A 26,158-nucleotide genomic window follows, 5' to 3' on the forward strand; every position below is an offset into this window, starting at 1 on the left:
ACCTCCAAATATATACGAATCCCATAATTAAATTAAAACTGGTGCATATGTAGTTTATATGTATACGTATAGTCTGACAAGCTTTAAGTTCATCGATTTGCATTAGAAAAACGACCTGCTTGTGCAGGTCGTCCTCTTCAGTGATCTATATTGCTCATTATGGCTGATTTTAGGCCTTTGGAGCGATCATTTTGGCCGGATCGACATATTGATCAAATTGCTCTTCGGTAAGCAGGCCCGTTTGTAGCGTTGCCTGTTTCAAAGACAAGCCTTCTTTATGCGCAAGCTTCGCAATTTTGGCTGCATTCTCATAACCAATGTGCGGATTGAGAGCGGTAACCAGCATGAGTGAATTATTTAGATTATGTTCAATCTGATCCAAGTTAGGCTCGATGCCTACGGCACACTTGTCATTAAACGCAATAATGGAGTCCGCCAGGAGTTGCACGGATTGCAAGAAGTTATAGATGATAACCGGTTTGAATACATTCAGTTCAAAATTACCCTGACTTGCCGCAAAACCAATCGCTGCATCATTACCCATGACCTGCGTAACCACCATAGTAATCGCCTCGCTCTGAGTTGGGTTGACTTTACCCGGCATAATGGAGCTGCCTGGCTCATTCTCCGGAATACGGATCTCGCCCAATCCACTACGAGGACCACTGGCCAACCAGCGGACATCATTGGCAATTTTCATCAAATCAGCTGCAAGCGCTTTAACGGCACCGTGCGCATACACAACTTCATCATGACTTGTAAGTGCGTGGAATTTGTTAGGTGCAGATACAAAATCTTTCCCCGTATGTTTGCCAATCTCCTTGGCAGTGAAGTCCCCAAAGTCCGGATGCGCATTAATACCCGTTCCGACAGCTGTACCGCCAATTGCAAGCTCCTTCAGATACTGTACACTTTCACGGATCATACGCTCACTCTTGCCCAGCATGGCTTCCCAACCACTGATCTCCTGGCCAAGCGTAATTGGTGTTGCATCCTGGAGGTGAGTACGTCCAATCTTGATAATATCCTTGAATGCCTCCGACTTGTCTGCAAAAGTGGCTTTTAATACCGCAATGGCCGGCAAGAGTTGATCCTCAACAGCCAGAACACCTGCGACATGCAGAGCCGTTGGGAATGTATCGTTGGAGCTCTGGGACATGTTCACGTCATCATTTGGATGCAGACGCTCTTCCTTGCCCTTTTGCTCCAGCAGTTGGTTCCCCAGATTGGCAATCACTTCGTTCACGTTCATATTGGATTGTGTTCCGCTTCCCGTCTGCCATACTACCAGTGGGAAATGGTCATCAATTCGGCCTGCAATAATCTCGTCTGCTGCATAAGCAATAGCATCGGACTTAGCCGCAGATAATTTACCTAATTTATGGTTACTGGCCGCAGCACTTTTTTTCAAAATGGCAAGGGCACGGATAACTTCCATCGGCATATGTTCATTGCCAATCGGGAAGTTCTCCTTGCTGCGCTGCGTCTGAGCTCCCCACAGCCTGTCGGCTGGTACTTTCATTTCGCCTAACGTATCTCTCTCAATGCGGTATTCCACTTGCTTGTCCTCCTCCAAAAAGATGGTTTGGGTCTCTACAAAGCTTGTGTATCTCGTCATATTATACATGATTTGCGAGCAGGTTTTCACCTTTTCGACAAAATTGTAAGCGTAGCGCAAAACGAGCGAGAATTATTTTTGTGACGCAATTGGATACAGTCGGCTGCTCTGTTCGAATAGTTCACCTGGTTCCAAACCGATCAATCCGATTTCTTCTGCAGGTATGCCTTCAACATTAGGAGCGTTAACCAGGTTCATCTGTGGTTCAGGACAGAAGAATTCGCCACCCATGTTATTGTTCCAGATCATCCAGTGCTTGTAAGAGGTACCCACATCGTATACCAGTTTGTCTCCAGTACGGTGATCCGTAAGTTCCATATAGTTACGTCCATTCTGCGGTTCCGCAGTGTAATGATTATCCATCGCCGCAAAGAACGGACTAACCCCGTCTTTCTTCAATTGTTCTTCCTCAGGTGTAAGCGGTTGAAATTGTCCTGTTGGCAGAGAACGCTCGTTCAATTCACGACGTTGTCCAATCGTAACTTTGGCCGTGTAATCCGAGGCTTGACTGTCCGGTGCAAAAGGTACAGCAATCGCCGTATGGAATGCAAACAAATTCGGCATATATTCTGTCCCGTTGTTGCGGACGATCAATTGTTGCTGAAGTCCTTGGCTGCTCAAAGAGTAACGAAGCGTCACCGTGAACGTAAACGGCAAGTACTTATGGAATGTATGTCCTTCTTTCACGTCCTGGCTAAGCAACACATAACTCTCCAGCTGATCGGAACCGTATCCTTCAACCTTCCACTCGGCATCATGCAAAAATCCATGCAAATGGTTACCTGTAGCCGGTTCGTTCACAGGCAACTGATAAACTTTACCATTCCAAGGGAAACGTCCATCCTCATAACGGTTCGGTGGAGAAAGAATCGGAATTCCATAGACCGCAGGTGCAGCCATAAACTCATCCATCTGATCCTGATTCGGTTCTCTCAAGTAACGAAAACCCTTTTCTGTATCACGAAAAGCAACGAGGTTGGCACCCACGCTTGGAATAACTGCCGCTTCAAACTGACTAAAACGAAGCCAAATGGCTGGTATCCCTCCAAATTGTTCTTCAAATGCTGCATTTTGCTGTGTCATCGTTATATGTACCTCCTGCATACTAAGGTTATATTATACGGCTCGACTATATCATGCCCGAGCGCAAAATACCAATCTATGATAGAGAACAAATTCATAATAGAAAGACAAAAAAGACAGGAAAAAGACAGCTGCAATACGTTACGGCTGTCTCTGCTGTCTTTCATAGGATGGTTCAATTAATCCACATATTTGCCATGATCCGGCACAGTGCTCTCTTCAAAGTCCAGATCAAGCTGCTTCAAGGATTCACTCAGCATATCTCCGCTCAAGGCATGCCCATGCCCGGTAATTGCAAGTTTCGGCTCCAGATGCCTTATATGCTGGACAGATTGATGAGCAGCCTGCCAATCAGTTGTGAAATAAGATGGTGGACCATGCAACTGTTTGTCCTGAAGCAATACACTCCACAGCGACTCCTGCTTCACTGTGATGATTGCGTCTCCCGCAATTAACAAACGGTCTGCTTCTCGAAAGAGCGACACATGTCCAGGCGTATGACCTGGCGTGTGCACCCACTCCCATCCTGATAGACCTGGAACGGAATGATCTTTGGGTAGACTGAATATCCGATCATCCAGATTGATCGCCTCATTAGGATATGCGAATGACAACCTGGACATTAAACCTCCACCTACAGAAGGGTCCGCTGGCGGGTAATCTTTTAATCCCGTTAAATACGGAATTTCAAGCGGATGAGCATACACTGGCACACCCCAGAATTGTTCCAGCTCAATAACGGTTCCTACATGGTCGAAGTGACCATGCGTCAATATGATCGCAGACGGCGGACCTTGAAATCGTTCTGTTGCAACCTGAACAATATGATCTGTGAACCTCGCCATTCCGGTGTCCACGAGGACCCAGTTCCTGCTTCCTGGCTCTCCGATGAACACGACATTAACGAATAGTGTACGTAGACTGAGAATATCGGGCGCGACTTCTTCAAGTCCCGTCAACCCTTCAGTAATCAGATTGTCAGATGCCATTCACGGTTACCTCCCATTAGGCGGATTGTCTCTCTGGTTCCATTCATCTCGTAGACTTCCCTTTTCTGGATCATCTATTCAACATTTCCAATAAAATAGACGGTATACACCCTGTTTCGGGCATACACCGTCTAGTATAGTCATCGACACAACACAATAGAACAAGAACATCTCGGCCAGTTAAGCCGGAAATGCCTCCAGAGCAGCATCGAGCAATTGATTGTACAGATCGTCATCATTCTCAAGCAACTCGTCCATACGCAGTAACTCTTCTTCATCACCGGATTGCTCCGTGAAATGCAAGCTATAGTCCCAATCTTTTCCGTTCTTGCTCATGAAGGTAATCTCATATACTGACTTTTCGCCTTCTGTGCGGTAAACGGTATTTCCCACGTATCCTTTTTCACCTTCACGGCGCATTTCAGCACTTATAATTTCAATATTCACAATCATTCTCTCCTTTAATCTTTCATCTACAGTCGGTCTCCAACATTTCTGGTAAACCTAGTTTGGTAATTATTATTGGTTAATTGTACAATATATAACGTAGCAACGTATACCTTATTCAATGAAGGAACCATTCTGAGTCCTTACATAGTTGTAATGAGGACTATAATAGCCAACAAGCTACGATATTATTATCACATTGGAGGAAAAAATAGCATGAACACTTTTGAAACGAATCTGCAGCAATATGCTGAACTGGCTGTACAAGTCGGTGTCAATGTCCATCCTGGACAGACACTCGTGGTTAATGCTCCAATCTCAGCAGCACATTTTGTACGACTGATTGTCAAAGCAGCCTACGGTAAAGGTGCGAAATTGGTCAAAGTAAACTGGAGCGATGAAACCGTTACACGTCTTCATTACGATCTTGCACCTGATGAAGCCTTCTCCATTGAACCGAAATGGTTTGCAGCTGAAATGACTGAACTGGTTGAAGAAGGTGCCGCTATTCTGCACGTCATCGCTGAAAATCCGGATCTGCTAAACGGTGTAGCGCAGGAACGCATTATTACCAGCCAAAAAGTGCGTGGCAAAGCGCTCGAAAAATATCGTTCTTATCAGATGGCTGACAAATTCAGCTGGTCTATCGTGGCCGTTCCTTCTCCGGAATGGGCAGCTAAAGTGTTCCCGGATCTGCCAGAAGCACAACAAGTGGATCGCCTGTGGGATGTCATTTTCAAAACGGTACGGATCGGTGAGCAGGATGCTGTTGCCGAATGGAAAACCCATTTGCAAAACCTGGATTCCCGCGCTGATCTGTTGAACAACAAAAAATACAAGAAGCTTCACTATACAGCTCCAGGCACAGACTTGACCATTGAACTTCCAGAAGGCCACATCTGGGTATCCGGTGGAAGTGTGAATGAGCAAGGACATGTCTTTATTGCCAATATGCCTACGGAAGAAGTATTCACGGCTCCGCTGAAAACGGGTGTTAACGGTACAGTGCGCAGCACGAAACCACTGAGCTACGGCGGCAACCTGATTGACGGTTTCTCACTAACATTCGAGAACGGCCGAATTGTTGACTATACCGCCGATCAAGGTCTCGATGCACTCAAAAACCTGATCGAGATGGATGAAGGCGCACACTATCTGGGTGAAGTAGCCCTCGTTCCACATCAGTCCCCAATTTCCGATACCAATATTTTGTTCTACAATACTTTGTTTGATGAAAATGCCTCCAACCATTTGGCGATTGGTAATGCCTATGCCTTCTGTCTGGAAGGTGGTAAAACGATGTCCAAAGAAGAGCTGATTGAACGTGGCATGAACTCCAGTCTCACTCATGTAGACTTCATGATTGGATCCGGAGAAATGAACATCCACGGCGTGACCTCCGAAGGTGCGGAAGAGCCGATCTTCCTGCAAGGAAACTGGGCATTTTAATCCCGTTTGATGTGATTTAGGAGAGAGGAGATTACTCCTCTCTTTTCCTGCGTTAACAGGTCTAAAATTCAACAATTGGAGGGAACTCACATGTTAAGTTTTGAACAAAAACTGGATCGTTACGCTGAACTTGCTGTAAGAGTAGGTGCTAACGTGCAACCAGGACAAGTATTTGTCATCTCTGCGATGATTGATACTGCAGAATTTGTACGTTTGCTGGTACGTAAGGGATATGAAGCTGGAGCCAAGCAGGTGATTGTAAAATACGGAGATGAAACCGTCAATCGATTGCGGTTTGAGATGGCCCCTGAGGAATCCTTCCAAGAGCCGCCGAAATGGCATGCAGCGGAGCTTGAAGAACTGGCGGCCAATAATGCAGCCTTTCTGACCGTATTGTCATCCAGCCCAGACCTGATGAAAGGGATTGACCCGGAGCGGATTTCCACCCATCAGCGTACATTTGGTCAGGCGATGGCCAAGTATCGTCAGTATCAACAGGCGGATAAAATGAGCTGGACGGGTGTGGCTTGTCCTTCCCCCGATTGGGCAGCCAAAGTATTCCCCGATCTCCCGGCAGCTGAGCAGGTTAGTCAGCTGTGGGAAGCCATTTTTGCTGCGGTGAGAGCCGATCTGGAGGACCCTGTAGCGGCTTGGGAACAACATATTGAACGACTAGAGACCAAAGCCGTTGGCCTGAACAACAAAAAGTATCAAGCATTGCACTTCCTCTCCCCAGGGACGGATCTTACTGTCGAGCTTCCAGAAGGTCATATCTGGGCGCAGGCTGGTAGCGTGAATGAGCAAGGCACCCCTTTTGTCGCCAATATCCCGACAGAGGAAGTATTCACTGCTCCAGCCAAGCACGGTGTTAACGGCAAGGTGTCCAGCACCAAACCACTCAGTTATGGCGGCAGTATCATTGATCGTTTTTCACTCACATTTGAGAACGGACGTATCATTGATTTTCATGCTGAAGAAGGTCAGGATATGCTGGAAAGACTCATTTCCATGGATGAAGGATCTCATTACCTCGGCGAAGTCGCTTTGGTTCCCTTCCATTCACCGATCTCTGAGAGTGGTATCCTGTATTACACTACATTGTATGATGAGAATGCGTCTTGCCATCTTGCGATTGGCAGTTCCTATGCATTTAATATCGAAGGTGGCAAATCGATGTCTCCGGAAGAACTTGCAGCCCGTGGCATGAACACCAGTATTACTCATGTGGACTTCATGATGGGCTCACCCGAGACGGACATCTACGGTATCACAGCAAACGGCGAACGTGAAGCCATCTTCCTTAAGGGAGACTGGGCATTCTAACAGATTACGGAGAGTTATCTCTCTTAATGTATTTTTCTGAATAGTCGAAAAGGCTGTCTTGCAACCATGTTTTCATGGTTGGCGAGACGGCCTTTTATTAATTTTCAGCAAACTTTCCCGCATGTTATACACACTTCTCTCATCTGGTTTTTCCCGGACCAACCTCCCATTGTATCGTTTCCATATTATGTTGTAAAATGTAATGATACCAATGTTTGTGGATTGTTCACCAGAAAGGAGAACATCATGGCCAATCGGCTTCAGTTATTACTAGCCTCAGATTTCCATAATTTAGGCTCTGCACTTCAAGAAGAAGTGTATTATGAATATTATAATATGGTACATGGTCTTATCGTTTATATCATCAAGGAGCGTGCTGCAGCAGAGGATATTATTCAGGAAGCTTTTATCAAAATCATTAAAAACAAACCCATCTTTGAAGACGAGGTCAAACTGAAAGCCTGGCTCAAGGTTGTCACACGGAACACAGCTATTAATTATCTGAGAAAAAATAAAAATAACCGTAACCAATTGGATACGGATAGTGTTTTTATAGATATGGAGACGATGAATCAGACGGCAGCTTCCGTGGAAAGTATGGTAGAAACGCAGATGATGGAAGAGTCCATTGAATTTTATCTCGGACAGCTCAAACCGGAATATCGTGTACTGGTGGAGTTACGGTGGAAAAAAGGTCTCTCTTACCGAGAGATGGCCGAACTGCTGGATACCTCCGAAGACATTGTGAAGCAACGTTTGTTCAGAGCCCGTGGCAGTATCAAGAAGCAATTACATAAGGAATGGGGTGGAAGCATTGAGCAAAGGCAAGTCCGATAAGCACGTAGAGCCATTCGATTCAGAGCTGGAAGACGAATATTTCGACGCTGCGTTTGACCTGGCTTTTGATGAAGCTTTCCATCAGGCCGTCTCTGCCCCTTCCGCCTCTCATACCGAATCCATGCAACAATCCTGGCAGAAGGTACACAGGGAAATTAACAGAATCGGTTTACGTAAAAAAAGAATTCGTACCTTACGACTTTCAGTTGTCGTAGCTGCGTCCGTGACCATCGGAGCCGTTATTTTCAGCCTGCCGTCCGGTACGCAAGCGGTATCTCCTTTTGTGCAATCCATCAAGGATTGGGGCAATGGCATGAAATCCATTATCATCGAGGATCGCACGACCCATCTGGGGGCTGATCCGTCAACAGCCAAAACACCTCCACCACCGGAAACCAGCTTAGACGACATTCTTAAATTACAAGAAGAAGAAGCTCTTAATACACCTTCGTATGAGTTATCGAGCCATCTGTTTCGTCCAGTACTTGTTACGGAAGAGATCGCACGCGAAGGGTTCATGGGTGACTTTCTGTTATCCAAGGCCATTCCCGAGAGATTCAACAAGGTCAAATTCGAACTCGTGCTTGATACTGAAAACCCTGTGAATCCAGACGATTATTATGAGTCCACACAAATGAGAGTTCAATATACCAGTGAAGGCAAGAGCATAGAGGATGAGATTATCCAGTTTGATTATGTCTATGTCATGCCTGGGGAGAAAATTGAAGGGGCCATGCTTCGTGATATGAGCACCGTAAAGCTGGCGGATGGCTCAGAAGCACTGATGTATATCGGCCCACCCTATAACTCCTTTCAGTGGATGATGGGTTCCAACAATATGAGTCTGTTTGGCACCCTTTCGGAAGAAGAAATGACTGCTATTGCCAACGATTTTCAAGAGCAGAAGTTTCCAGGCAGCACCCGTCGATAAGATCAGAATAACACGGTGCCAGAGACATGTTTGCTTGTTTCCGTGGTACTTCCATCATACGCTGTATGAATACTGGTAACGCGATAATAATATCCTGGCATAACGGTCCAATCCGATGCGGCATTCAGTAAGTTTGTATTCGTTGCATTGTTGGAACTCGATTTGAAAGTTACCCATGCTGTTCCTGTCCAGCGCTCAAGTCGATAATCTACGGAAAGTGTCTTCATTGCTGTATATGTCATGGTCTTGGTATTGACGATAGCCGATAATCCACCCCCAGGAATGACTGCACCGACCGCTTGATAGATATGTCCAAGTTCTCGAGTGTTAACAAGCGAATGGATGGATGGTTCCGGCGGAGGTGGGGGTGTAAGGGCACCAGAGGACACGTTGATCATCGGGCTTGCAACGGCTGGTTCGGACGTAGGTATAGCCAGGATTGTTGGCACCATTAACAAGGCAACAAGGGTTATTTTTAGCATAGATGCTGCACTCTTCGTTTTCGTTTTCCGCATATTGATCCATCCTCCGCTTCCTTACTTGATTTTGTGTAAGGGTATAAACGGACGGATCGGGTGACAGGTTTCAAAAAAATTAGACGCTCCGATGTTTCTGTCGGCAGCGTCTTTTGTCTTTGCATGCAACTCCAGCATGGTTGAAACCTAAATTATTCCAGCCCGTATGTATTGGGTAATGGATACACGAAACCATATTAACCAACAAGATTTGCAAATGAGGTGTATAACTTGAGTAAATTTCAATCCAAATCCAGAAGGCATCGTCACAGCTCCAATCCGAATGAACTACATATCGAAGTTTCCGGCTCGTTCAAACGTTGGCTTGTTATCTTGGTGAGTGCGATTACCGCAGTGACCTTAATATATTTCTTGGCTACAGCCCGGGAAAGCTGGATAAGCATGGGGATTGACCGCTATGTATTGCCCTTTATGATCTGGGGACTTGTACTGTCCCCCATCCTTGCTTTTCTTTTCCTCAAGCAGAGCAGCCGAACCCTTTCCCATGTCAAATTTTCACGTGTTTTCGGGATTTCTTTCTGCCTTCTGCCTCTGGTACTTCTGTTTTATGTGTTACCCGTAACACTTGGCATGGTGAATGATCACCTGACCCAGTTTAAGCAAAATCCCGTGTTATCCACCACTAAGGTGGGGGACTACAATTCTCACGAGGTTACTTTTGTCGATACGCCTATGTACGCCATCATCACCATTAAGACACCGACAACAACCCAATCCACTCGAAAAAAGCTGAATATCCAGCATGATCTGGCTCCGGGAGAGAATGTTTACGTCACTTATAAGCGAATTTCTATAGAAAATAGCTTAGTCACGGAGAATCGTTACGCCGATATTGTCATTCATGCACCCAAAGAATCATGAGCATGAAAAGAAGCTGTACGATGACCATTACGTCACCATACAGCTTCATCTGTTACAATTTCGATCTGGCTACGCGCCTTCTTCTTCAACCAATAGTTCCAGCTTAATCACATTTACTCGGGAAATCCGCTTATGCTCTGTCTCTTGAATGACAAATACATAACCCCCATACTCAACCGATTGACCGACCTCAGGTGGAATGGCATCTACTCTGGAGTACAGCCAGCCCCCGATGGTATCGTAATCGGCACGATCCATCTCCAGTCCGAATCGTTCGCTGACTTCTTCAATCAGCATCAATCCATCAATGGAGTATTCCATCTCATCCACTTGCTCAATGACAGGACGCTCATGGTCGAATTCATCCTGAATCTCGCCTACGATCTCTTCCATGATATCTTCAAGTGTGACAAGCCCGGAGGTTCCTCCGTATTCATCAATCAGAATCGCAATCTGTGTCTTGCTACGCTGCATACGCTTGAGCAGATCACTGATCAGCGTAGTATCTGGCACAGCCAGGATGGGCCGGATTACGGAGATGGTATCCGTAAGTTGGGATCGCATCAGATCCTTAATGTGAATAAAGCCGATAATATGATCCTTGTCTCCGTTATATACCGGATACCTTGTTCGCATACTCTCACTGGCAATCTCCAGATTCTCCAGCATGGACTCATTGGCGTTCAGACAGATCATTTCCGTCCGCGGAATCATAATTTCACGGGCAGTTGTATCCGTAAAATCAAATATATTATCAACAAGTGCTAATTCAGTGTTATCAATTAAACCGCTCTTATTGCTTTCTTTCATCAGAATGCGTATTTCATCTTCGCTATGTGCGGAGTCCATCTCCGAAGCTGGTGCCATTCGGAACAGTCTCAACAAGCCGTTAGCCATACCGTTCAGTGCCCATATGAATGGATACATTAACTTGTAGAAGAACGTCAGCAAAGCCGCAGACCACAACGTGATCGTCTCAGACTTTCGAATCGCCATCGTTTTGGGAGCAAGTTCTCCCAGTACAATGTGCAAGATCGTAATAATCACAAATGCAATGGCAATAGAGATTCCATGAACGTAGACTGGTCCCAGTCCAAATGCGGTAAACATGGGCTCTAACAGATGTGCAATTGCCGGTTCTCCCAGCCACCCGAGTCCCAGTGAAGCCAAAGTTATACCTAGTTGGCAAGCTGACAGATATGCATCCAGATTACGTATGATATTGGAAGCATAGATGGCATTTTTGTTGCCTGTTTCCACCAAAGCCTCAATCCGGCTTCCACGAACTTTCACCATCGCAAATTCCGCCGACACAAAGAAACCATTCATTAATACAAGTAAACCAATGATTACTAAATTTAAAATACTCGGTAAGGGGTCACTCAAATTTTCATCCTATTCGCCGTCATTCTTCGGCAAATAGGTCCACCTCCTTCGAAAATGTAGGATATTTGCCATTCTGCCGCTCATATGCAATTTCAACTTCCCAATGCTTCCACCTCCACCTTGTTCTGTCGAATAACAAAGATATGCTTCTTTTATTATATAATTCTACACTACACAGTCAATCCGTGTCCTATGACAACGAAATGGCACAAACGCCTTTTTTCTTTAACAAAAGTCTCGATTACGCTGTTTTCCCGGAAATAATTTTTACTCAATACGCCGTTATGCTTCCTATTTTCCCACTAGTTGAATCCTCTGCAACATGTGGTAGTTGTATTGATTAACTTTCAGATCATTAGATAGTTAATCACTTATCATTTTCCGTAATACGTGTGACTGCTCGAATTACAACATCAGGATAGTTATTTTGAATGATAATTTTGGCTTCAGCTATACTTTCAGCTCTCAATTCTCGAGTGTATATGATCCCATAAGAATCTTGGAATTCTACGGTATATTCGATTGCCTCTTGGTCCATTTTTATCACCTGCCCATTGTTATTGTGCTTTACATATCACATTATCAATAAGTTTATGCATTCGTAAAATACGTTGAGCGCTCCCTTCCACTAGTAGTTTATTCGATAGTCCTTTTCAAGATAAGCATATTCACTGTCCCTTGTTTGATACGTCCTTGGTCTGATAACTAATAATTCACTATCTGAGCCAGCCTTGCTAGACGAATTAATTTCGAGTTTCATCACTCGTTCAATGACTTGATGATCGATATGCTCATCATCTACATCTTCCTCGTCTACAAAGCGAACTGTTATGTCCTCTTTTATCCCTTTCCAATTTAGATGACTACTTTGATAACATAATTCCACATTAATCAATGCCTCATCACAATCTATTCTCGACTGTGTGTAAAACTCAATAAATACGTCTTTGTCTCGTGACACTAATTTTATTTCACCTGTTTCTGTTTCAAAATTCCCATTCAAATTTAATCCTCGATAAAGACCTTTTGGGAGGTGAATACGTAATATTGCATTTTCAGTTAAATTATTGGTATGGGTGAGCTCAATCCATAAATGATTCATTCCTTCTTCTTTTTCCATCTTTTTTTTAGCCAGCCGTAAATTAAGCATCATTAAATTCCCCCCCTTAAAACCTGTGAGACAGAATCAATTACCTTCTGTTTTAATTCGGCAGAAACTCGAGGACTTAATGTAATTGAAACATCATCTGTTATTGTCAGAGTTTCGTTTTCCAAGACACGATCTGGACTATATAAACTCATCAATTGGCCGATTTTTTCCACTTCCTCTACAGAAAGAAGCTTCAATTTTTCTTGGATGGATGCTAAGTTCTCACCAGTTCTTGATAAAGTTATAATGGCTCGAAAATAATGAATGTGTTTATCGGTGTATACTCTTTTATTTCCTACCAACTCTAACGGAGGAACCATACCTATTTGTGTATAGTACCGAACCGTCCTCAGATTCATCTTAGTATCATCTTCTTGAAGAATTTCTGAGATACGCTTTGCAGTGTACTGATTCATAACCTCACTCCTTTACACTTTAGTGTATACCAATACAGTAAACTGTAATATGTACAGTTTACTGTATTGGTATACATCTAGTCAAAAAACTATTAAAAAAGGAGAATATCATTTTGAGAAACACAACTAATTCTTAAACAAACCAAAGAGAGTATCCTCGCTGATGCTTTCGCATGGCTGGATACTCTCTTTTTGTAATACTGTTATTTTCTTAAATTCTATCCGCTGATTACGATGTCGACTCAATCTCCACTACGGTTTCCGAAGCGGGATTCCAGCGCCACTTCGCTCGTCCCCCGCTTTCGTTATGTAATCCACCGATCCAGAATTCATCCTGCTTCAGCAGCGCCCAATCGACTTCTTCATTCAACACCTGAATTCCGAGTTCCGTTAGCGACAAGATTCCGTCACGGAATTTTTCATCATGCTGCTTGAAATTAGGGAAAGTGGTTGCACCGCTCATCTGAAGAAGAGCATGAGGTCCTTCTGTCATCCGCTTCAGATGTGCCCAGTATTCAAGATCACCCATCCCGAGAATATGCAGCTTGTCTCCTACCTCGCGAAATAATGGATACGGATGCTCTACACCTTCTCTAATAGTCTCCAGTGTTGCCTGCTCAATGAGTCCCAGACCGTTCGATACAGATGGCAGACGGGACAAATGTGCCTTAAAGGCAGCTTTCGCAAAGGGTAGCGCAGAAGTGTCTGCCTGCAAGTAATCCAGATGATCCCGGAAATCAGTCGACGTATAGGCTTCCCAGAACTGTGCACCAGCTTGTAATTCGTTTTTCTCAATCACATGCCAACTGCCGGACAGACGTTCAATCTGTGTGGAGGTAAGCTGTCCCAGTCCTCTAAAGTGCTCAATCTCTGGATACGAGTCAATACAGAGCAGATTCAGTTTTGTATTCTGGAGTGCTTGTCCTTTGAAATAATGCAATAGATACGATAACATCGTCTGATCATAGAGATCGTATTCGAACCATAAAACAATTTCCTTGTATTGTTGAAACGAATGCAACTTGCGTTCAAGCTCCTCAATCTTCAAGTATTCCGCCTGTGGAATGCCCAACTGCTGCTCTAACACGGAAGCTCGATTCTGCCGCTCTTTCGTATCTCCCATCTCTTTGGCTACCGGGCCGAACGTATACAACTCTCTCCATACCAAGATGTCTCCCTGAATTCCACTCTCTCTTAAACGATTGGCAGCGTGATCCCCATTCATAATGTGTAACAATCCTTTTCCTCCTTCATACAAGTCACTGAATACAGAGACCAGATCCCTCACAGGCATAGAGCGCTTGAGTTTGGATCGGGCATCGAACAGTCTTTTCTTTAATGCAGGTACCTTCACCCCGAGGAAATCCGATATTTCCTTGAGCGAGTATCCTTCCAAATAAAACAGTTCAACAGCAATCCGCATCGATGATGGCAGTATTGCAATGGAATCACGAAGCGTACGATGCATTTCATTTTGCACCGCTTGTTTTTCCGGATCATGCGCCTGATCCTCTTCATGGAATACATGCTCCAGCTCCTGAACTGGAATCATGGTATGCTGCTTGCGTCTTAGCCAGCGATAACACTGCCTCTCCACAATCACCTTGAACCACCCGGGAAAAGCCTCAGGAGCTTCCAGCTTGGACAGATTGCCAAAGGCTTCAGTAAATGCCTCCTGTACGACATCTTCAGCCCAAAATGTATCCCCCAACCGGTGGTAGGCAACAGAAAGAGCCATCCCGCGATATTGAGACATCAGTTGTGCATAAGCTTCCGTTTCGCCCTTCATCGCTCCTTCAATCCATGAATTCAATGCTATGGACTCCCTTCATATAAGCATGCTGCTTGTTCTATTCATGTATAAGTGCCATGTTATCGCCAAAAGGTTACGTATAACTCTAAACCTATAGTAACCTTCGTATATATGTTTATGTAAAAAGCTGTCCTGTCTGCGGATTACCTCCACATTCAGGACAGCGAAGTAAATCAGTATGTGTTAGACATGTCAGTTATCAATCAACATGATGAGGTGAAAATGATTATCTGCTTGGAGCTTGCGGGTAATTGCCTACCACACCCGGATATTGATACAACAACGGCTCATCAAATGTAGCATAGTCGAAGTTGACCATCAACAGCATGATCCGTCTTCCTGTCTTCGGGTCACTGATGATAATATGGTCACGGCCCGCTGCTTCAATAATACCTTGGAATATACGAGCGTTCCATTCTTTGTTGCCTTCATATGTCATGTAGAATGTACCGAATTTACCAAGATTCAAACGTAAAATATTCTCAATGTATGACTGCTCAAACTGTGGAGCCGTTGTTGTAATCACTGCACCCGTTGGTGTCATTGGGCTTCCACTGGATACGAGTGGGGGTACACTTGTTGAGCTTGGTGATACCATCCCTGGCATTGGTGACATGGCAGGCATTCCGTTACCAATTTTGTAAGACGTACCTTGAACCTGAGAATTGGCTTGTTGACCCAACACGGAATTCGCTTGCTGACCCAATGTTTGAGTTGTTGGTTGATAAGGTTGATTAATCATAGTGATTCCTCCCAAAATTTAATATACTTCCGGACAGTCTTCGCCTGAAGGACTGAAGAAACAATGCGCTTTGAAACGTCCTGTATTTTGCTGGTCATACCACGTTGCCGGACACTCGGCCACAGGTCGGAAGAACCACAATGAATTGCTGGCAGGCCAGAAGCGCTCTCCATTGATCACCCGTTGTGCGAGACGAATCTCGGACTGTCTTGCCCGTTGGTAAAAGTACCCCTTCTGTGTTGACTCGTATCCTCCTGGATTCTGGAATACCATACGATTGATATCGCGAATATCCTTAAAATCCAGACAATCCACCAGCACCCGGTTCACACTTACATTGCCCACAAGCAACATACCCTGTTCGCCGTCACCTTCAGCCTCTGCCCTCATGAGCCTAGCCAGCAGCTTGACGTCCTCTGAGTTGGCTTTAATAACAGCCATAGTCTGTTTCCTCCCTTGTTTCAGCTGTTCATCACCGTACATCGTATTGTGCAGGAGCCCATTCGGTGACACGATTCCATCTTTTTTCCATAAAAAAAAGCCCGGAACCTCACCCAAGGTGAAGTCCCGAAGCAATTCGTTTCTTATAATACTCGCCTGTTTAAGGCTTGGCTTCAATCCAATAATCATAGGCATGGACAATGTTGCCTTGGTAAGCCTGATGTTCGGCCAACAGATCCGGAAGCTTGGCAAGCTGAAGTTCCATCTCCGCTGCCCCTTTTTCATAAAAAGAAATATGAGGACCTTCATGGTTCTGCTTCATTTCTACCGAAATCATCAACCTTTTACCCAAACGATCCGCAATCTCCATCTCCTGACTCACAATAGCAGCAATCCCATTGGAACCTTCGGCGTTGTTACGGAAAGCCATCAGCGACACATGATCGAGTGTACGGATCATAAATTCAGCCACAGATGTATCCTTTCCTGGCAACGCGAAGCTATCCAGCCATACAGCAAGGTCTGCGCTTGTTTCGAGATCACTGTCCTTCTTTGTTTCTTCCTGGAAAAATGTAATGTTGGCAGCCCATTCGGTCAACAGGGTGTCCCGACTATTCTCCCACTCTGGCAATGTGTAAGGCTCAATATCCAGATGGATGCCTTCAAATCGTTCATCCGGCTCGGATTCAGCATTATAGTTTTTCACATAATCAATCAAGCGCTTAATGCGTGGACGATTTTCCTTCTTGCCCCAGATCGGATGTCCACCCATCGCATGGATCTCAATGCCTTGCGCTTTTGCCCGTTTCACAAAACTGCGGTAACTGGAATAAGGTTGATCCAGGTCCAAACGGACATACAACCAGTTAATATTCTGCTCTCTAGCAAACGCTAGTATGTGCTCTCCCCCGTCATTCGTCACCTGAGAGGCCTCCCAGATATACGTCCCCCGAATCTCTGGCTGATTGGATGGAATCTCCGGTGATGGCAGTTCCGACGGCTCCAGTTGTCCCCAGTATACGATGTCATGTACGGCAGAACCTGCGTAGGAACTATGCTCGTTGAATGCGGAGGCAACTTCTTCGATAACGCTTTCCAGTTGCGCTGCACCTTTCCCGGCAAATGTCGTGAACTCCTCGCCAGGCATGGGCTTGGTGTTCAACCCAACCGTTACGCTCACATTGCTGGTATCGGCCCAGTTCATTTCCTGTTCAATTAAACGTATAATACCATTGTTCCCTTGCGCGTTATCACGGTAAGCGAGTAAAGTGACATGCTCCACTCGTTCAATGAACCAACGTGACAATGGTTCGTTATCTGCATCCTCAGAAACTCTATTTCCTGTGATGGTATAGGAATCCAGCCAAAATGGCAGGTCAATATTCACTGCAACTGCGCCATCCTGTCTCACTTGCTCAAATAACAGATTCATATTGGCTACCCATGATTGTACCAGTGGCTTGGCATCTTCTTTCCAGGCTGGTAACACATAGGGTTTGATATCCAGATGTATGGCATCAAATTGCTCGTTGGGCTCAGCAGCTTGATTGTAATCACTTACCCACGAGGCTAATCTGAGCATGGGACCCTCACGGCCACTTATTGCCCAGGATGGATCGCCTCCCAGCGCTTCAACCGCAATACCTGCATGGCTTGCTTTGGCTATAAACGTCTGGTATACCTCCTTGGGCAGCGTCATGTCTACATTCACGTACAGCCTGTTTATCTTATGTTTAGCTGCATTGGCCAACAGCTCATCTCCGTTGCTAACAGACTGTGCCTGCCATACCCAGGCCGCCCGTATATCTGCGCCGTCAGCTTCAGCAGGTGACTCATTCCCTATCATTATCATCCCTCCGATCAGCAGTAACAGCCAAAATACCTTCCGGGATTGTTTCCCGAACATATACTCCCTCCATTCCTCTACTGTTGTAAAATCACATTTATTATAGCAATCGAGTTATTAAAAACAAATAAGCCCAAGTGCTTAACTTGGGCTTATTGCTCTGAAGTTGGGACAGCTTAGGGCTCGCCCGGTTCAATCCCGGTTCTAGTCCTCATATATCATTTTTCGGGTCATGCCTCCATCAATAACGAGGTTGGTCCCTGTGACAAAGGTATTGCTTGGGTCAGACAAATATAAACAAGCACGGGAGATATCCGAAGGAACACCCACACGACCGGAGGGATGCTGTTCATGATCCTCCTTTTTCAATTTCTCCACATCACCTGTCTCAATCCATCCCGGACTGATACAATTGACCCGAATTTGGTCCTTGCCCAGTGAGACCGCCAGCGCATGCGTCAGAGCTACAATCGCTCCTTTGGATGCGGCATAAGCTTCGGTGTCCGGCTCAGACATCAGCGCACGGGTAGAAGCCATGTTGATAATGGCACCCCCGTGTTCATTGCTTTTCATATGTTTGGCTGCTTCCCGACTCGCCAAAAAGCAACTTCTCACATTGGTATTGAGTACATCGTCCCATTCTTCCAGCGTCAGCTCATAGGGTGACTTCCACTTGGCGAGTCCTGCATTATTCACCAGAACATCAATTTGTTTGAATTCTTCCACGGTTGTCCGAAAAAGATTCGTAATATCCTGCTCGCTCCGAACATCACATTGCACAAAGATGGCTTCTCCGCCTTCATTACGAATGGAAGCTGCGGCTGCAGCCCCTTCTGCTTCCTGGTAGTCGGCAAGTACGACTTTGGCCCCGGCGACTGCATAAGCCTCAGCCACACTCCGTCCTATTCCCTGAGCGGCACCGGTTACAACAACGACCTGATCTGTATATGACATATTGATTCCCTCCTCTATGGTAATGATCCTTTGATCATAATCTCATTAAGCCTCTTCTTATATAAAAACACGATAGGCCTATTAAGAAACGCTTGTCCAGCAAATAATCAAAAAAAGCTCACGCCATTCTGGCGCAAGCTGCTCAGTTTAACCACGTAGACGTTCAGAATATACGCGATTATATCGCTCGAAGCCTACATAACGCGTTCCTTTGAACGAGAGCCGTCCTTCATCCCCCTCAGCGCACAAACCATACTCTTCACCATTGACTTTGAATTCAAGCCGATCTCCACTTTCTACTTCAAAGGTGACGTAGTATAACGTTCGTGCTGTACTACCCGGTTCAGATTGCGACTGACTCATCTTCATCCGTCTGCTGGTGATTCGTGAAGGCACGGTCAATAGCGGCTCCGAGTTGTTGCGTCCCCACCTCCATACCTCCTTTCCCATCGACAGAAGGACTATACCTATAATCAGAACAAATACAACCGGAAAGACGGTTCCAAACAAATCAAACATCCAGGATGATTCAATGCCCATGTCTCTCCCTCCGTTCATACAACTTAGGACAGCCGGAGTCTTGACCCGTCTCCAGTAATGTATATGCACGTAAACAAGGAACTTGTTATCCAGATTGAAATCGAACAGTGTGAAGGGAAAAACCCTCCGGCAGAATACCGAAGGGTTGCTTCATATGAGAATAAGTACTATTCCATTTTTTAATACCTTGCTTAACTAGCAGCCCTATTTTACTTAAAGGTTGTTGCAAATCGTTGATCCGACAATATAACCTGATTAACCTGTCCCTCTTTTGTCAGCATAAACGATGCACGATAGATAGCCAGATCATCTTTTTCCGCTTGTAGCGACTTCTCATCCAGGAATGTTTCCTTCTGAATATGATAGGCATAATCGATATTACGTTCAGATTCGACCAAAACATGTTCCTTGCCATACAGATCGAGAATCTCTTGATGTGTCATCCCCGCCTCTGCCCCGCGAGCCGCCTTAAAGTACCCTTTCGAGTCCTTATTCAAGATGATACTAACGACTTTGGCATCCCTATAGCCAATCGTGATTCCGTTATTGTATTGATAGGATTGACCCACACCAGTGGGTGTTCCCTCACCGAGGATTTTCTCCGCCTCTTCCTGACTCATTCCATACGTAATCTTATCCTCACTGTCGGTCTTCGTCACAGCCAGATCCTGTTCTGAAAATTCGTTTGGATTGAATTTGCTATTGCCACAAGCCGTAATCATGATTAATAATAATGCTGCAACAATCCATGTTATTTTTCTCCAGTGGTCATTCTTCATGTACTCACCTCTGATGTTTTTCCAATATTTTATCATATTAACTACTGAAAAAATAATTAGTAGTGACGTTTTCACCATTCCTCACAAAACAAAAAGGGTATCCGATATGTAGTTACTCCTATACCATTATCCGCTCCAACTGAGATAACAGCCTCGGGAAAGCACTGCTATCTCAGTTCAAGCAAACCCATATTACCATTGTAGATACAATTTAATAAAGCTGAGAACAATTAGCATACCTGGTACCGGATTCATACTAATTGTGTGATCACAAGATGTGCCGATACAGGTCTTGTTCCGCCTGCAAGTGGCGTGATGGTTAATGCAGTAGCATTACCAGCCGGGTTCCGCACGGTCAGAATAGAATTAATTACGGTTGTCTGCACCAAAGAAATACCCACAATCTGAGACGTTCCCGTTGCTCGCCCAACTACAGTAGGAGCCAAATCTGCCCCATTGAGGGTTAAGATTAATTGACCGGCTTCATCGATGCTCACATGGAACAAAATCTGATACGTACCAATAGCTGCCAGATTGAATGAACTCGGCCCCGTACGTGCGATAGTCGTTCCACTTGTCGGCCCATCTTGAGGAAAGCTTACATCCGTACCGGGAGCAACTGTTGCAGCATTATCGGGTGGCATCAACGCGAAAAAATCCGCGAATCCAAGTACGCTTCCGGCTGCTCCTGTGGCTCCAGCGGGACCAGCTACTCCAGTCGCACCTGTCGGGCCCACTGCTCCAGCAGGACCTACCGCTCCTGTTGCGCCGACTGGTCCGGCCGAGCCTACTGCTCCAGCGGGACCTACCGCTCCCGTTGCACCGACTGGTCCGGCCGGGCCTACTGCTCCAGCAGGGCCTATTGCTCCTGTTGCACCTGTTGGGCCGGCCGGGCCTACTGCTCCAGCAGGGCCTATTGCTCCTGTTGCACCTGTTGGGCCTACTGCTCCAGCGGGGCCAGGAAAACCTTGAGGTCCGATGGCACCTGCAGGACCTGGATTACCTTGCGGACCCTGTGGCCCTACGGCACCTGCTTCTCCTGGAATCCCCTGAGCTCCCATGGGTCCAGCGGGCCCAACCGGACCTTGAGAGCCTACCGCTCCAGCAGGACCAGGCTGTCCCTGAGGCCCTTGTGGTCCAGGTGGCCCCCCTGCTGGTCCTTGAGCTCCAGGTGGCCCTTCAACCCCTTGTCTACCTTGGATGCCCTGTACGCCTTGAATACCTTGTGGTCCTGTTGGGCCAACAACAGTAGGGGTAGATATATTCACTTCTGGAGGCGGGCATTTTACTCGAACGAACTTTTTGACCACTTTCAATCGGCGTTCTTTCCTTTTAACTTTACACGGATGGAATGTTGCCTTTTTTCTCTTCATACGTTTCTTCACTTCTGAATAACTCACCGTGTGGACACCTCCCTACAGACATAGTTTAACGTACGTATGTAGATGAAAAGGTGCGTGGACGATCAACCATTTTAGTAAAAAACTCAGCTAATTTCCAGAAAAAAAATAAAATTAATATCACACCGCCCATACGATTGATCTAAATTGTTCATAACCATTAATTGAGTCAAGCTGGTTTACGTAAGGACATTTGTTCAAAAAAACTCATGTCATTTGGGCATGAGTTGCTTGGTTTAACCACGCAGACGTTCCGAATAAAGCAGATTAGTTCGTTTAAAGCTAATATATCATGCCCTTTGAAAGAGAGCCGTCTTAAATCTGCATTGGGTGTACGACGATATAGGAGTTTTGAGAAAAAGGTAACCAGGACCTCCATAACATATTGAGTTCACTTATACTGATTTTTCGATTGTAATATTTTTCATCACAATTAATCTTGTGGTCTAACGATTCTGCCAAGTAAAAATGTGTTTCATCATAGCCAACGACGGGAACAAAATGCAAATAACGTTGTTTGGGATGTACTCTAATAAATAAAATAACAGGCACACCCTGGCTGATCTGTTTCTTCAACGTATTCACATTTCCTCGTAAGTACATTGCCTGAAATCCTAGCTTCCTGAAAAAAACAACAACCGCTTTGGGATATACCGTCCCATCCAGTAATTTGCGAGGATAGGTTTCATATAGCTTTGTTCCGTTGGACTCCAAACCGAAATGTCTCAAGACAAACGCACTGGAAAATGCAGCGCATTCGTAGTTTTTCTGAATATCCAACCGATTTGAAGATTGAATGTAATATGTGCTTGGCACATTGACTATGTACATGCGATCTTTCTTAGGAAAACTGAAATAAAGGGAGATCACCCAGAGAATAATCAACCAAAGTAATACATTGAGAAACAATTCGTGGCCTCCTTCGTCTCATCAAGATGTCTTTTAGATGTTCATTCCTCGCACCAGTTCTTTAAAACCCATTCTTTAATTTGTTCAGATACTCCCACTGCTGTAAGCTCTGTTGTATCAATTGTTTGCATTGGCGGGTCAAACGCAGTTTCCGAATTCTGGAGTAACCAGTTGGCAAAGTTTTTGTGATCTTCAACCAGGTTCTCGTCCCACCCACGGGCTCTTAAACGCGTCTCACGAGTAACATCGTCACAATGCAAATTCATATATATAATTCGATCAAATCGATCTATGTAATCGGACGATGCAATGTTTTCCGGCACCATCGTTCCGCACAAAACGGTCCCTCGTCCACTTAGCGATATGTTATACGCAATCCTTAACCAATTCTCTTTGGCTATCTGCCAATCCACGTTATCGATGATATCCATATCAAATACGTCAAATTCGGGAAGTTGCTTGCGAACAAGCGAAGAAATCGTTGTTTTTCCTGTTCCACTTGCGCCTGTCACTACAAACAGCGGTAATCTTCTCATAACTAGCTCCTTTAGTTAAAATAAAATTCGATTTATTACGTTCTCCATTGATCTGCTTTCAACCCATGAATAATAGCGATATATAGGTAGCAGTATCCATTTGATATTTAAACATAGACCTCTCTCCGATTCATTTCATTTAATCACCGTTTTCTTGCTTTAATGACAAAGGATACAGGTAACATCTTTGCTCTTTTAAGGAGACTATCGCTATTATTATGTAATTGCATGATATCCTCATCGGATTCTTCTATCATTTGTTCAATGACAAATCCCGCTTTCGCTAACGCATTGACATAGGTTGATAGTTGACGATCAGCCAAGGTTAATTCACCCTGACAAAAATCAGGAGATATCGCATACCACGATTCATCAGAATATGGCTTATTGAGGACAAATCTATCATTTTCTTCAACGACACATCTATGAATTGGATGAGACCAACTGAAAATAAAAATACCATTTTTCTTTAAATAAGAAGCGATTCGGTTGAAAGTACCTTGAAGATCGGTTGTCCAACCTATGGCATAAATCGAATACACAGCGTCAAAATAATTAGTAGGAATACCACATTCCTCTTCCATGGGTGAACATATCAATGTTGCAGGAATTCCGTATGTCCTCAAGTGTTGTTGTGTCTTTTCTATCTGTTTCTGGGATATATCCATACCCCACAGTTCACCTGCTTTGCGATCCCCATGATACTGCAAGGATTGACCATTTCCACAGCCCACCTCTAACATCTTTAATCCTGAGACATCCCCAAAAAGTTGGTGTTTTTCTTCTGAGATAAATGCTCCATAATGCGGAAGCACGATTGCTCTCAAAAAGTCATTCCCTTTTGTATCCCAATAAAAACTGTTTGTTTCATAAACACTGTACTTGTTCATCTGATAGCCTCCTTTATACACTACATCCAGAACATTACTTGTTACCTTCGTTGAAATATGTAATCTACATCGACTCGTTTCATGATTGAACTTCCTTTCCTGAAACTTTTAAATATTATTCTTATCGCTGAACTCTATGCAAAAAGGTTGCATCTCAGGTTTTAAACAATACTCTATTCTTTCTCTGAAGTTTTTCCATTCGACTTTTAAAATGGCTTCTTCGATTGGAAAAAAACCAGACTCTAAACTCTCCGATGATGTCGTTAATTCTCCTCCTATTGGTTTGGCTAGAAATAATGTGTTACATATTGAATTTTCGATATTTTGAAATATTCCACAGAATTTGATGATTTCAATGTGGATTCCGGACTCCTCTTTCGTTTCTCTGACCGCAGCTTGACTTAGGGATTCTCCTTCTTCTACTTGACCACCTGGCATTTCCCATCCTCTTCGTGGTCCTCTAATAAGTAATAATTCATTTTTGTCGTTTATCACGATAGCAGCGGCAGATAAAATATGTTTTGGAGGGCTCATTTATTCGACTCCTTCTAGAGAGATTGGATATGAATTGAAGTTCTTTATTCTAATACGGAGTCATTAATCCTTCTTTGACAAAACGAGCGTATAGTTCTTGCCATCATAGTTATTCACATTTTCAATGTGTCCTTGTAAATGCCTATAATAACGTTCAGAATTTTCACTATTCCAATTCCAGAAATGCGCGCCATTACATATAATCAGTCTTTCAAACCATCTCTCAAAATTCATATTTACCTTAATTGCGCTATCAACGAACAACATTTCAGTCCAATACAAATAGCTAGAAAATCTGTCAATGCATTCATTCGTATTTATAAAAAGCATATCTCCATTATCCGAACCTATTGGAATCCAACCCTGCGGTATCATGCTAACATAATCATAATCAATGTACACCTGTCGAATCATGTTTAAGCTATACAATTGGATCCCCCCTCCATAAAAGGGATGCACGAATAGATCTGCTCCATTATGATTTAGTAAAAAAGCTTTATAGTCCCAAGGTATAACTAAATTTAACTCTTCAAATAAAGAATCGATCTCCTGATTTGATGAACCCGGATAAAACGTAAAGCTTGCAGGCTCACTATAACCAGTTGAACCTTGTATTAATAATGTATTATTACTATCTAATCTTTTCTTCAAACCCTCTAGAGTTAACTCAACTATATTGAAGATTTCCGAAGATTCCATAAGATTTCATCCCTTTGCTTAAAGTTATCGTATGCCGGTCTTGAGTTCACGACTTCCTCCGAATTAAGCCCAATCGCTAGTTGCGATGCGGATAGTCCGTTCGGTTGTGTTCGTGTGAACTTACTTCTCTAATGCATTCAACAGATCAAGAGTCAAATGACTAAAACGGAACATTTTTAAATCTGAAAGAACATGATTTTTAGCCAGACTAAAAGAAGTTATATATCCCATCTTCAAAATAATTATATTCTTCATCCGTTATTCTTAACTTTCCATACCCGTTATAAAATATTTCTCTATCTCTTTCATTATCAAACGCATTATGTTTCGGTCTAATGGCTAATGCTACATCATATCTTGGATCGCCATAAGCTGCTCCTGCCCAGTCAATAACTCCAACAATCTTGCAATCATTAACTAGCACATTATCTATAGTAAAATCTCCATGAATGAAAGTGTTCTCTACTGGTTTTGGTCTTCCTTCTTTCAACTGTTGAAGTAGTTCTGCTGAGCCGTCTACAGCAAAGTGAGTTAGATTATATTCTGCTTTATTAAGCATGGTATCTAACCAAGGAGTGTTATTGTTCAATAATTCAACAGGACAAGAGCATTCATGTATTTTCTTTAAACAAAGCCCAAAGTTAAAAATCGCTTTTTCTTTACTTTGGAGGTCAGGCATCTTAGAGAGAAATTCTCTTAAACTTATTCCTTCAATGTAATCCATCAGAAGCCATCTCGATGTGTCCTCGGTATGAAATGAATATACCTTTGGAACAGGGAGTCCGGTATGGTAAAGGTATTGAAGCACCTTATATTCATCGGATAACCATTCATTATAAAGATCGTTTTCTGTCTTCTTGATGATGTACTTTTGATCAAACGTATCCAGTATAGCCACAGTAGAAGTATGACCTTGCTTAGGAAAAGTGATTTTCTGGACTTCCCCTATATGTTCTTTTATTTCAATTGGGAGATCTTGAATTTTCATAGTTATATCCTTTCTACAATTTCATGCCCTTTCTCTTTCAGATAAAGTCAATGAAACAATT

27 protein-coding genes are annotated in these 26,158 nt (G+C 44.1%); 5 read left to right on the plus strand and 22 right to left on the minus strand.

The annotated features are described in order from the left end of the window. Nucleotides 1-169 precede the first annotated feature (169 nt). From fumC to MKY66_RS17145, 4 genes are all read right to left on the minus strand, one after another. Nucleotides 170-1,558, minus strand: coding sequence for a class II fumarate hydratase (gene fumC / locus MKY66_RS17130; RefSeq protein WP_017688147.1), 1,389 nt, complete (start codon nucleotides 1,556-1,558; stop codon nucleotides 170-172). A 132-nt stretch (nucleotides 1,559-1,690) separates the two neighbouring features. Continuing rightward, a complete protein-coding gene (locus tag MKY66_RS17135; protein WP_076217059.1) occupies nucleotides 1,691-2,701 on the minus strand; it encodes an aldose 1-epimerase in 1,011 nt (336 codons plus the stop codon). 179 nt (nucleotides 2,702-2,880) lie between these two features. Beyond that, a complete protein-coding gene (locus MKY66_RS17140; protein ID WP_076217060.1) occupies nucleotides 2,881-3,690 on the minus strand; it encodes an MBL fold metallo-hydrolase in 810 nt (269 codons plus the stop codon). Nucleotides 3,691-3,870: 180 nt separating this feature from the next. Then, nucleotides 3,871-4,137 (minus strand): hypothetical protein, encoded by a 267-nt coding sequence (locus tag MKY66_RS17145; RefSeq protein WP_074095413.1) that lies wholly within the window; start codon nucleotides 4,135-4,137, stop codon nucleotides 3,871-3,873. Between the two features lie 216 nt (nucleotides 4,138-4,353). Here MKY66_RS17145 and MKY66_RS17150 point away from each other — a divergent pair, with 216 nt between their 5' ends. The 4 genes from MKY66_RS17150 (at nucleotide 4,354) to MKY66_RS17165 (ending at nucleotide 8,677) form a co-directional block, all read left to right on the plus strand. Further along, nucleotides 4,354-5,586, plus strand: coding sequence for an aminopeptidase (locus tag MKY66_RS17150; RefSeq protein ID WP_076217061.1), 1,233 nt, complete (start codon nucleotides 4,354-4,356; stop codon nucleotides 5,584-5,586). Nucleotides 5,587-5,676: 90 nt separating this feature from the next. After that, nucleotides 5,677-6,909, plus strand: coding sequence for an aminopeptidase (locus tag MKY66_RS17155; RefSeq protein WP_076217062.1), 1,233 nt, complete (start codon nucleotides 5,677-5,679; stop codon nucleotides 6,907-6,909). 246 nt (nucleotides 6,910-7,155) lie between these two features. Continuing rightward, nucleotides 7,156-7,746 (plus strand): sigma-70 family RNA polymerase sigma factor, encoded by a 591-nt coding sequence (locus MKY66_RS17160; protein WP_076217063.1) that lies wholly within the window; start codon nucleotides 7,156-7,158, stop codon nucleotides 7,744-7,746. Then, the gene (locus MKY66_RS17165; RefSeq protein WP_076217064.1) at nucleotides 7,724-8,677 is read left to right on the plus strand and encodes a hypothetical protein; all 954 of its coding nucleotides are present in this window, start codon (nucleotides 7,724-7,726) and stop codon (nucleotides 8,675-8,677) included. Before MKY66_RS17160 ends, MKY66_RS17165 begins: the two co-directional genes overlap by 23 nt. Before the next feature lie 2 nt (nucleotides 8,678-8,679). On the opposite strand, the gene MKY66_RS17170 is transcribed toward MKY66_RS17165, so the two are convergent. Then, nucleotides 8,680-9,192, minus strand: coding sequence for a hypothetical protein (locus MKY66_RS17170; RefSeq protein WP_076217065.1), 513 nt, complete (start codon nucleotides 9,190-9,192; stop codon nucleotides 8,680-8,682). A gap of 231 nt (nucleotides 9,193-9,423) precedes the next feature. On the opposite strand from MKY66_RS17170, the gene MKY66_RS17175 reads away from it, so the two are divergent. After that, on the plus strand, nucleotides 9,424-10,074 hold the full coding sequence (locus tag MKY66_RS17175) for a hypothetical protein (RefSeq protein ID WP_076217066.1): 651 nt from the start codon (nucleotides 9,424-9,426) through the stop codon (nucleotides 10,072-10,074). Between the two features lie 69 nt (nucleotides 10,075-10,143). Here MKY66_RS17175 and MKY66_RS17180 read toward each other — a convergent pair whose 3' ends face one another. The 17 genes from MKY66_RS17180 to MKY66_RS17260 form a co-directional block, all read right to left on the minus strand. Then, nucleotides 10,144-11,460 carry a hemolysin family protein gene (locus MKY66_RS17180; protein WP_076217067.1) on the minus strand — a complete coding sequence of 439 codons (1,317 nt, stop codon included), beginning with the start codon at nucleotides 11,458-11,460 and terminating at the stop codon, nucleotides 10,144-10,146. Between the two features lie 628 nt (nucleotides 11,461-12,088). Continuing rightward, entirely contained in the window at nucleotides 12,089-12,613 is a 525-nt protein-coding gene (locus MKY66_RS17185) for a hypothetical protein (protein ID WP_076217068.1), read from the minus strand. After that, nucleotides 12,613-13,026, minus strand: a complete 414-nt coding sequence (locus MKY66_RS17190; RefSeq protein WP_076217069.1) for a MerR family transcriptional regulator — start codon at nucleotides 13,024-13,026, stop codon at nucleotides 12,613-12,615. The genes MKY66_RS17185 and MKY66_RS17190 overlap by 1 nt, the downstream gene beginning before the upstream one ends. A 229-nt stretch (nucleotides 13,027-13,255) precedes the next feature. Next, nucleotides 13,256-14,839: a sigma-70 family RNA polymerase sigma factor gene (locus tag MKY66_RS17195; protein ID WP_083657426.1), complete on the minus strand. Its 1,584-nt coding sequence runs from the start codon at nucleotides 14,837-14,839 to the stop codon at nucleotides 13,256-13,258. Nucleotides 14,840-15,065: 226 nt separating this feature from the next. Continuing rightward, the gene (gene gerQ / locus MKY66_RS17200) at nucleotides 15,066-15,464 is read right to left on the minus strand and encodes a spore coat protein GerQ (protein WP_237175743.1); all 399 of its coding nucleotides are present in this window, start codon (nucleotides 15,462-15,464) and stop codon (nucleotides 15,066-15,068) included. 135 nt (nucleotides 15,465-15,599) lie between these two features. After that, a complete protein-coding gene (locus tag MKY66_RS17205; protein ID WP_076217086.1) occupies nucleotides 15,600-16,022 on the minus strand; it encodes a cell wall hydrolase in 423 nt (140 codons plus the stop codon). 160 nt (nucleotides 16,023-16,182) lie between these two features. Next, a complete protein-coding gene (locus tag MKY66_RS17210; protein WP_143760410.1) occupies nucleotides 16,183-17,868 on the minus strand; it encodes a hypothetical protein in 1,686 nt (561 codons plus the stop codon). Nucleotides 17,869-18,072: 204 nt separating this feature from the next. Beyond that, complete coding sequence (locus tag MKY66_RS17215; protein ID WP_076217071.1) at nucleotides 18,073-18,822, minus strand: glucose 1-dehydrogenase; 750 nt, start codon at nucleotides 18,820-18,822, stop codon at nucleotides 18,073-18,075. A gap of 147 nt (nucleotides 18,823-18,969) precedes the next feature. Further along, the gene (locus MKY66_RS17220; RefSeq protein ID WP_017688132.1) at nucleotides 18,970-19,362 is read right to left on the minus strand and encodes a DUF2500 domain-containing protein; all 393 of its coding nucleotides are present in this window, start codon (nucleotides 19,360-19,362) and stop codon (nucleotides 18,970-18,972) included. Nucleotides 19,363-19,571: 209 nt separating this feature from the next. Further along, the gene (locus tag MKY66_RS17225) at nucleotides 19,572-20,141 is read right to left on the minus strand and encodes a hypothetical protein (RefSeq protein ID WP_076217072.1); all 570 of its coding nucleotides are present in this window, start codon (nucleotides 20,139-20,141) and stop codon (nucleotides 19,572-19,574) included. A gap of 251 nt (nucleotides 20,142-20,392) precedes the next feature. Beyond that, complete coding sequence (locus MKY66_RS17230; RefSeq protein ID WP_076217073.1) at nucleotides 20,393-21,541, minus strand: collagen-like protein; 1,149 nt, start codon at nucleotides 21,539-21,541, stop codon at nucleotides 20,393-20,395. Nucleotides 21,542-21,856: 315 nt separating this feature from the next. Beyond that, entirely contained in the window at nucleotides 21,857-22,450 is a 594-nt protein-coding gene (locus tag MKY66_RS17235) for a C39 family peptidase (RefSeq protein ID WP_076217074.1), read from the minus strand. Between the two features lie 41 nt (nucleotides 22,451-22,491). Continuing rightward, nucleotides 22,492-22,986, minus strand: coding sequence for an AAA family ATPase (locus MKY66_RS17240; RefSeq protein ID WP_076217075.1), 495 nt, complete (start codon nucleotides 22,984-22,986; stop codon nucleotides 22,492-22,494). Between the two features lie 143 nt (nucleotides 22,987-23,129). Continuing rightward, entirely contained in the window at nucleotides 23,130-23,876 is a 747-nt protein-coding gene (locus MKY66_RS17245; RefSeq protein WP_143760411.1) for a class I SAM-dependent methyltransferase, read from the minus strand. Between the two features lie 108 nt (nucleotides 23,877-23,984). Continuing rightward, nucleotides 23,985-24,410 carry an NUDIX domain-containing protein gene (locus MKY66_RS17250; RefSeq protein ID WP_076217077.1) on the minus strand — a complete coding sequence of 142 codons (426 nt, stop codon included), beginning with the start codon at nucleotides 24,408-24,410 and terminating at the stop codon, nucleotides 23,985-23,987. A gap of 63 nt (nucleotides 24,411-24,473) precedes the next feature. Next, nucleotides 24,474-25,109, minus strand: a complete 636-nt coding sequence (locus tag MKY66_RS17255) for an SMI1/KNR4 family protein (RefSeq protein WP_076217078.1) — start codon at nucleotides 25,107-25,109, stop codon at nucleotides 24,474-24,476. Between the two features lie 208 nt (nucleotides 25,110-25,317). Continuing rightward, nucleotides 25,318-26,097, minus strand: a complete 780-nt coding sequence (locus MKY66_RS17260) for a phosphotransferase (protein WP_076217079.1) — start codon at nucleotides 26,095-26,097, stop codon at nucleotides 25,318-25,320. Between the last annotated feature and the right edge of the window lie 61 nt (nucleotides 26,098-26,158).

Origin of the sequence: Paenibacillus sp. FSL R5-0766, assembly GCF_037971845.1 — a bacterium.
Lineage (GTDB): Bacteria > Bacillota > Bacilli > Paenibacillales > Paenibacillaceae > Paenibacillus.